Source organism: Bacillus sp. P4_D3 (assembly GCF_056401855.1).
Map to the genome: position 1 here is coordinate 1 of NZ_JBFUIN010000187.1, position 5,981 is coordinate 5,981.

The window sequence follows — 5,981 nt, forward strand, 5'->3', positions numbered from 1 at the left end:
ACGTTGTAGAGGCCAAGGCTGATGTACAGGATTCAATTAGCTTAGTGGATGGGCGTACTGGTACTGAAGTGAAGAAAATAGACTTATCGAGCTTAGGGTATTTTGAAGATGAGGCGAAATTCAAAAAATCGGTAACGAAGGTTGCTGGTGAAGTTGGAAAAAGCGTTGACAAAAAGATGGTCCCTTCACGTATAGCGCCTGATGGATCATGGCAAGAAGGAAAGCCTTCTTATGAATTAATGGAAAAAGAATTAGTAGACAAATTATTAAATGTAGGTATGTGGGATTCTTCATATCAGTTACCTATCGTTGAGAAAAAGCCTACCGCAACATTAAGTGATGCGCAAGGAAGTGGCACGGTAATTGGTAGATATGAAACGAATTTAGGTGGCTCAGCAGGTGGCCGTATTGAGAATATTCGTTTGTCAGCAGCGAGCATAAATGGAGTTGTATTAGCAAAAGGAGACAGTTTCTCTTTTAATGCATTGATCGGTGATACAACGCCAGATAAAGGATATCAATTAGGTAAAGAAATTGTAGATGGTAAATTAGTAGATGGTTATGGTGGTGGCGTTTGTCAAACATCATCAACTCTATACAATGCAGCAGATCAAGCTGGTTTAAAAATGGTAGAGAGAACTACACATTCTAAAACAGTAGGTTATGTCCCGCAGGGAAGAGATGCTACAATTGCGTATCCATATTTAGACTTAGTATTTGAAAACACGAATGATGCTCCTGTTAAGCTTTATATGGGCATACAAGGCGGAAAGTTAGTTGCTGAAGTACATAAGATGAAATAAATATATAGTTAAAGGGTAATAAAGTAAAAGATTTATATAATAGAAGCCATCTCTTCTGAATTTCAGAGGAGATGGCTTTTTGTCATTAATGGCCTATGGAAAACTATTAATTCTGATTTTTCTTATTTACATAGTGTGTTTTTGGTTGTATCCTTCATAGTAACGGCTATGTTAATTTGTTTTGAAATAAAGGACTAGGAGAGGAAGTTATTCATGGTACAAATTCATCCGAAAACACGTATTGGTCATGTTGCATTTAAAGTAAAAGATTTAGAGAGTCAAATTGTTTTTTATGAGAATGTAGTAGGGTTAGAAGTAATTAAGCAAGAGGGGAATAAAGCATATTTAGCAGGAAAAGGTGGTGAGAATACGCTACTTGTACTTGAGAAGTTAGAAGATGCAGCGCTTCAAGAACCACGTACGACGGGTATATATCATGTAGCCTTTTTAGTTCCGACTCGTGAGGCTTTTGCTTCGGCACTATTTGGGGTGATTCGTAATAAGAACGTAATTGATAGTCCAGCTGAACAAGAAGGACGTTATACATATTCAAATGAAATTTTACCAATTTCAAGGTTTAATAGTGCAAGTGATCATACGTATAGTGAAGCGTTTTATTTACAAGATTTAGAGGGGAACGGTATTGAGATTTATGCGGACCGTCCTCGAGATCAGTGGGGAGAAGGGCCAGGAGGAAGTACGCCACTTGATTTAAAAGAACTAGCAACGCTCGTTGATTATGAATTTGATGGTTTACCTGCTGACACTGTGGTTGGACACGTACATTTACGAATAGCTGATGTCGAGAAGTCACATGAGTTTTATGTAGATACAGTAGGTTTTGAAGTACAACAGCGTGAAGATGATTGCTTATTCATTTCGGCAGGAGTGTATCATCACCATATCGGTGCAAATACGTGGAACGGGGTAAATAACCCGCATCCACCAGCACATGCAACGGGACTAAAAGTATATACGATTGTACTACCTCATAAAGAAGCTTTAAATGAAGTAAAAGAAAGATTAATAGAAAAACAACATGAGATAAATGAAACTACAAATGGATTTACGGTAGTAGATCCGAGTGGTATTACAGTGCAGTTTGAAATAGAAGTAGTATAAAACAAGCCAGAAAGTGTGTAATCACTTTCTGGCTTGTTTTTGATTATTTAGAGCTCAATCCAATACCTTCTCACAACATTACCATCTTCTTCAGTGAAATCTTCATCACGGAGACCGCCGTTATGTAAAATCGTTTTCTCTGAAGCTGTATTCACTTCGTCGCAAACGACAAGTGCTTTCGTGATGTTTAATTCTTTCGTTTTTTCTAATGATAACTCTAGTAACTTCGTAGCATATCCTTTTCTTCTTTCGGAAGGGCGAATGCCATAACCGATATGGCCTCCAGCATTAAATAAATGCTCCGTCAAACTATGACGAATATTAACTGCTCCCAAAATTTTATTTTCATTTGTAATGAGCCAATAAGTAGAAGCTGTTACCCATGTTTTAGGTATATTTATTCCGTTATGTGCGTCGTGTAATTCTTGAATCATTGCCGTGAAATTAGAAGGGTCTTTTGAGATCACCCACGGAATCATTGTTTCGCCGCTATTTTTCCATTCGTTATAAAAATCTAAGTATTCTTCATGTAAATCGGTAGTAGGTGTAATTAAAGATACATTCATCGTTTGTAGGCTCCCTTTATTTATATTTTATTTCAACAAAATTTCAGTATAAAAAGAAAGTGATTTATAAATTTCTCAACCCCATTTCATATGCCATATTCAACTGAAAATAAGTTGCACGTTAAAGTTTAAAGAGTTTCGTGTGAAAAGTAGGTAGTTTTATTTATGTTAATATTTAAAATATTAACATAAATCMATTGGGATATTAAATGTATTTTAATAAAATGCTTTTATTTTGATGGATAGATGCATGTGATAATTTTTGTTTTATCTATCTATAATGAAAGGAAATAAGTTAGTAGGTAGTTACTATACGCATCCAGGGAAGTATTATTTACATGTATATCAGTACGGCGGGGGAACAGGGAATTATGCGGTAGAAGTGAAATAGTAAAAGGGTCGCCGTGAATGGCGACCTTTTTTTATTATGCGTTATACCCAAATAATTTTAGATCTTCTTCTGAGTCTGAAATTATTTTCTCGAATCGTAATCCTACTTTTTCTAAAAGTTTTCCTGAAACAGTGTTATCTATAGAAGTAATTGCTACAATTCGTTTCATTCCTAGTTTTTGTACACCGTATTCCATTACCGCAGCAGCAGATTCATAGCCGTATCCTTTCGAGCGGAATTTTTCTAAAAAGGCAAATCCGATATCGATATCTTCTAATGAATCTCTTTTAATAAGACCACACATACCAAGTGGAGTAAGATCTTCTTTTCGTTCTACTAAGTAAAGACCAAAGCCAACCTTGTTATACATATCGACTGGTCCGTTTAAAATATAATTTGTTGCGTCTTTTAAGTTTCTAACCTCTTTATCACCGATAAACTGAATCCATGCAGGATCGTTTACTAACTCGAGAATAAACGGAGCATCTTTTATATCGAGCCAGCGAAGAGTGAGTCGTTCAGTTTCAAGAACTATCAATCTATTGCACCACCTTTAACAGTTATAACAATTAGTATGGATTGTACAAAATAAAAGTGCAAGTTATTTTAATTGAGAGTTACTTGTTCACATAAAGTTCGATTGTTTTGCATAGAAGGATATTTTATAATTAGGATTAACTGGAAAGAGTGAGATACTTATACAATGACTCCTAGGAAACTAGGAGTTTTTACTATATAACTATCATTATTACTAAATATGACACACTACACATTCTACTCAAGGAGGTACATAATGAAGAAATTATATAATGCATCGTTTACTTATTTAATTATCGGTTTATTGTCAGGAATATTTGCTAGGGAGTATGGGAAATATAAAGGGATTTTAGGCTCTACACTATTAAATCTGTTGCATACGCATACGTTAGTACTTGGCTTTTTCTTCTTTTTAATTGCTTTAGGATTAGCAAAAGTATTCGCTTTTCATGAAGTGAAAGGATTTAATAACTGGTTTATTTTACATAATATCGCATTAACTTTAATGTTAGGTTCGTTGGCAGCGAGAGGACTTCTTCAACTAAATGGAGCGGACTTTAAAGGGTTAACTTATATTGTAGGGTTCTCTCATTCTATGATGGCATTTACTTTAGTTTGGTTTATGATTTTGTTGAAGAAATCGTCTAAAATGTAGTTTTATAAAAAAGAACTTGTAGGGAATACTGCAAGTTCTTTTTTATATATAAAATTACACGAATCTTACTATTCTGATTATTTTGTATAAAAATGGTATAATTAATGCGGCGTAAATAATATAAAAGGAGAGTACGTAATGGAAATAACAATTGAACGTTTAGTAAATGAATTAAAGGATGTACTTCCTGAAGATCAAGTAGTGGTTAATAAGACAGTAAGAGAGTTACATAGTAAAGATGAATCTTACCATACTAGTAGTTTGCCGGATGTAGTTGTGTATCCAAAAACGGCTGAAGAAGTTAGCGAGATTATGAAAGTAGCGAGTCTGCATGGAAAGGCTGTCGTTCCATTTGGAGTAGGCTCCAGTTTAGAGGGCCATATAATTCCGTATGAAAAGGGGATTACGGTTGATTTTTCATTAATGAACAAAATACTTGAAATAAGAGAGAAAGATTTTCTTGTGAAAGTACAACCAGGAGTGACTCGTTCTCAGCTCAATAAAGAATTGAAAAAGTATGGTCTATTTTTTAGTGTAGATCCAGGCGCAGATGCAACGTTAGGAGGGATGGCTGCTACAAACGCGAGCGGAACGACAGCGGTTAAGTATGGCGTAATGCGTGATCAAGTTCGTGATTTAGAAGTGGTACTTGCTGATGGACAAGTGATACATACTGGCAATTTAGCGGCGAAGTCATCATCAGGTTATCATTTAAATGGTATTTTCGTAGGATCAGAAGGTACGCTTGGATGCTTTACAGAGCTAACAGTAAAAGTATACGGCATACCAGAACATGTTATGGCTGCGAGAGCATCGTTTCCAACTATAAATGATGCAGTAGAAGCTGTTATTAATATACTGCAAGCTGGTATTCCAATTGCGAGAATAGAGCTCGTTGATGAACTATCTATGAAACAAGTAAATCATTATAATGAAACAAATTACAGAGAAGAACCAACACTGTTTTTAGAGTTTCACGGAAATGAAGCAGGGCTAACGCAAGATATCGAGTTTACGAAGGAAATTGTTTTTGATCATAAATGTAAAGAAGTCGCTTTTGAAACTGAAACTGCGGCAAGAAATAAATTATGGGATGCAAGACATAACTTAGCATATTCTTACGTTCATAGTTATCCTGGTAAAAAGCTAATGAGTACGGATGTTTGTGTACCAATTTCAGAATTAGCTGGTGCAATACAGCATGCGAAAGAGACGTTAGATAAAGTTGGTCTTGTTGGTGGTATTCTTGGCCATGTAGGAGACGGGAATTTCCATGTGCTCTTAATGATTGATCCAAACGATAAAGATGAAGTGAAAAAAGGGGACGAAATAAACGAAAGTATCGTATTGTATGCTCTTAAGCGTGGCGGAACTTGTACAGGAGAGCACGGCGTTGGAATAGGGAAGCAGAAGTATCAAGAAGAAGAACATGGGGCTGCGCTTTTAGTAATGGAAAAAATAAAGAAAGCTCTTGATCCGCAAAATATTTTAAATCCGAATAAAATTTTTAAGTTAAAAGATAAGGAATGATGAAGTTTGGAGAAACGCATTATACATTTTGAAGGATTGGTCGTCTTATTAGCTGCGATTTATATATATGCATTATGTGGATTTAGCTGGTTATTATTTATCGTATTACTTTTTGCACCTGATTTAGCAATGGTGGCGTACGCCATTAACAAACGTGTTGGTGCACAAATTTATAATCTATTTCACACATATATCATATCCATATTACTTGTTTTAATAGGGGTCTATTTTAAGGTGGATACGATTTTAATGGTTGGTTTAATATGGACAGCACATATTGGGATGGATCGAATGATTGGGTATGGATTGAAATATGAGACTGATTTTAAGGATACGCATATTCAGAGGTTATAAAAGTGATTTGAGAAGGATGGGTC

General features: G+C 35.4%; 8 protein-coding genes. 6 read left to right on the forward strand and 2 right to left on the reverse strand.

Going from position 1 to position 5,981, the window contains the following annotated elements:
• Positions 1-803, forward strand: an 803-nt coding sequence (locus AC1DTM_RS16545; RefSeq protein WP_477000507.1) for a VanW family protein, incomplete at its 5' end; no start/stop codon positions are given.
• 213 nt (positions 804-1,016) lie between these two features.
• Positions 1,017-1,925 (forward strand): VOC family protein, encoded by a 909-nt coding sequence (locus tag AC1DTM_RS16550; protein WP_016105797.1) that lies wholly within the window; start codon positions 1,017-1,019, stop codon positions 1,923-1,925.
• Positions 1,926-1,972: 47 nt separating this feature from the next.
• On the opposite strand, the gene AC1DTM_RS16555 is transcribed toward AC1DTM_RS16550, so the two are convergent.
• Positions 1,973-2,491 (reverse strand): GNAT family N-acetyltransferase, encoded by a 519-nt coding sequence (locus AC1DTM_RS16555; RefSeq protein ID WP_016105796.1) that lies wholly within the window; start codon positions 2,489-2,491, stop codon positions 1,973-1,975.
• Positions 2,492-2,753: 262 nt separating this feature from the next.
• Between AC1DTM_RS16555 and AC1DTM_RS16560 the strand changes: the two genes are divergently transcribed.
• Complete coding sequence (locus AC1DTM_RS16560) at positions 2,754-2,882, forward strand: hypothetical protein (protein ID WP_256416131.1); 129 nt, start codon at positions 2,754-2,756, stop codon at positions 2,880-2,882.
• A gap of 34 nt (positions 2,883-2,916) precedes the next feature.
• On the opposite strand, the gene AC1DTM_RS16565 is transcribed toward AC1DTM_RS16560, so the two are convergent.
• Positions 2,917-3,420, reverse strand: coding sequence for a GNAT family N-acetyltransferase (locus tag AC1DTM_RS16565; protein ID WP_016105795.1), 504 nt, complete (start codon positions 3,418-3,420; stop codon positions 2,917-2,919).
• Between the two features lie 255 nt (positions 3,421-3,675).
• Here AC1DTM_RS16565 and AC1DTM_RS16570 point away from each other — a divergent pair, with 255 nt between their 5' ends.
• The 3 genes from AC1DTM_RS16570 to AC1DTM_RS16580 all read left to right on the forward strand — a co-directional run bounded on the left by AC1DTM_RS16570 (position 3,676) and on the right by AC1DTM_RS16580 (position 5,958).
• Positions 3,676-4,074: a DUF2871 family protein gene (locus tag AC1DTM_RS16570; protein WP_002199739.1), complete on the forward strand. Its 399-nt coding sequence runs from the start codon at positions 3,676-3,678 to the stop codon at positions 4,072-4,074.
• Positions 4,075-4,212: 138 nt separating this feature from the next.
• On the forward strand, positions 4,213-5,604 hold the full coding sequence (locus AC1DTM_RS16575; RefSeq protein WP_016105794.1) for an FAD-binding oxidoreductase: 1,392 nt from the start codon (positions 4,213-4,215) through the stop codon (positions 5,602-5,604).
• A gap of 6 nt (positions 5,605-5,610) precedes the next feature.
• The gene (locus AC1DTM_RS16580; protein ID WP_002199741.1) at positions 5,611-5,958 is read left to right on the forward strand and encodes a DUF4260 domain-containing protein; all 348 of its coding nucleotides are present in this window, start codon (positions 5,611-5,613) and stop codon (positions 5,956-5,958) included.
• Positions 5,959-5,981 lie beyond the last annotated feature (23 nt).

What these genes read in the sequence shown, in the direction of transcription:
- AC1DTM_RS16550 (WP_016105797.1), top strand. Translation starts at nt 1,017, where the DNA reads ATGGTACAAATTCATCCGAAAACACGTATTGGTCATGTTGCATTTAAA.
- AC1DTM_RS16555 (WP_016105796.1), bottom strand. Translation starts at nt 2,491, where the DNA reads ATGAATGTATCTTTAATTACACCTACTACCGATTTACATGAAGAATAC.
- AC1DTM_RS16570 (WP_002199739.1), top strand. Translation starts at nt 3,676, where the DNA reads ATGAAGAAATTATATAATGCATCGTTTACTTATTTAATTATCGGTTTA.
- AC1DTM_RS16575 (WP_016105794.1), top strand. Translation starts at nt 4,213, where the DNA reads ATGGAAATAACAATTGAACGTTTAGTAAATGAATTAAAGGATGTACTT.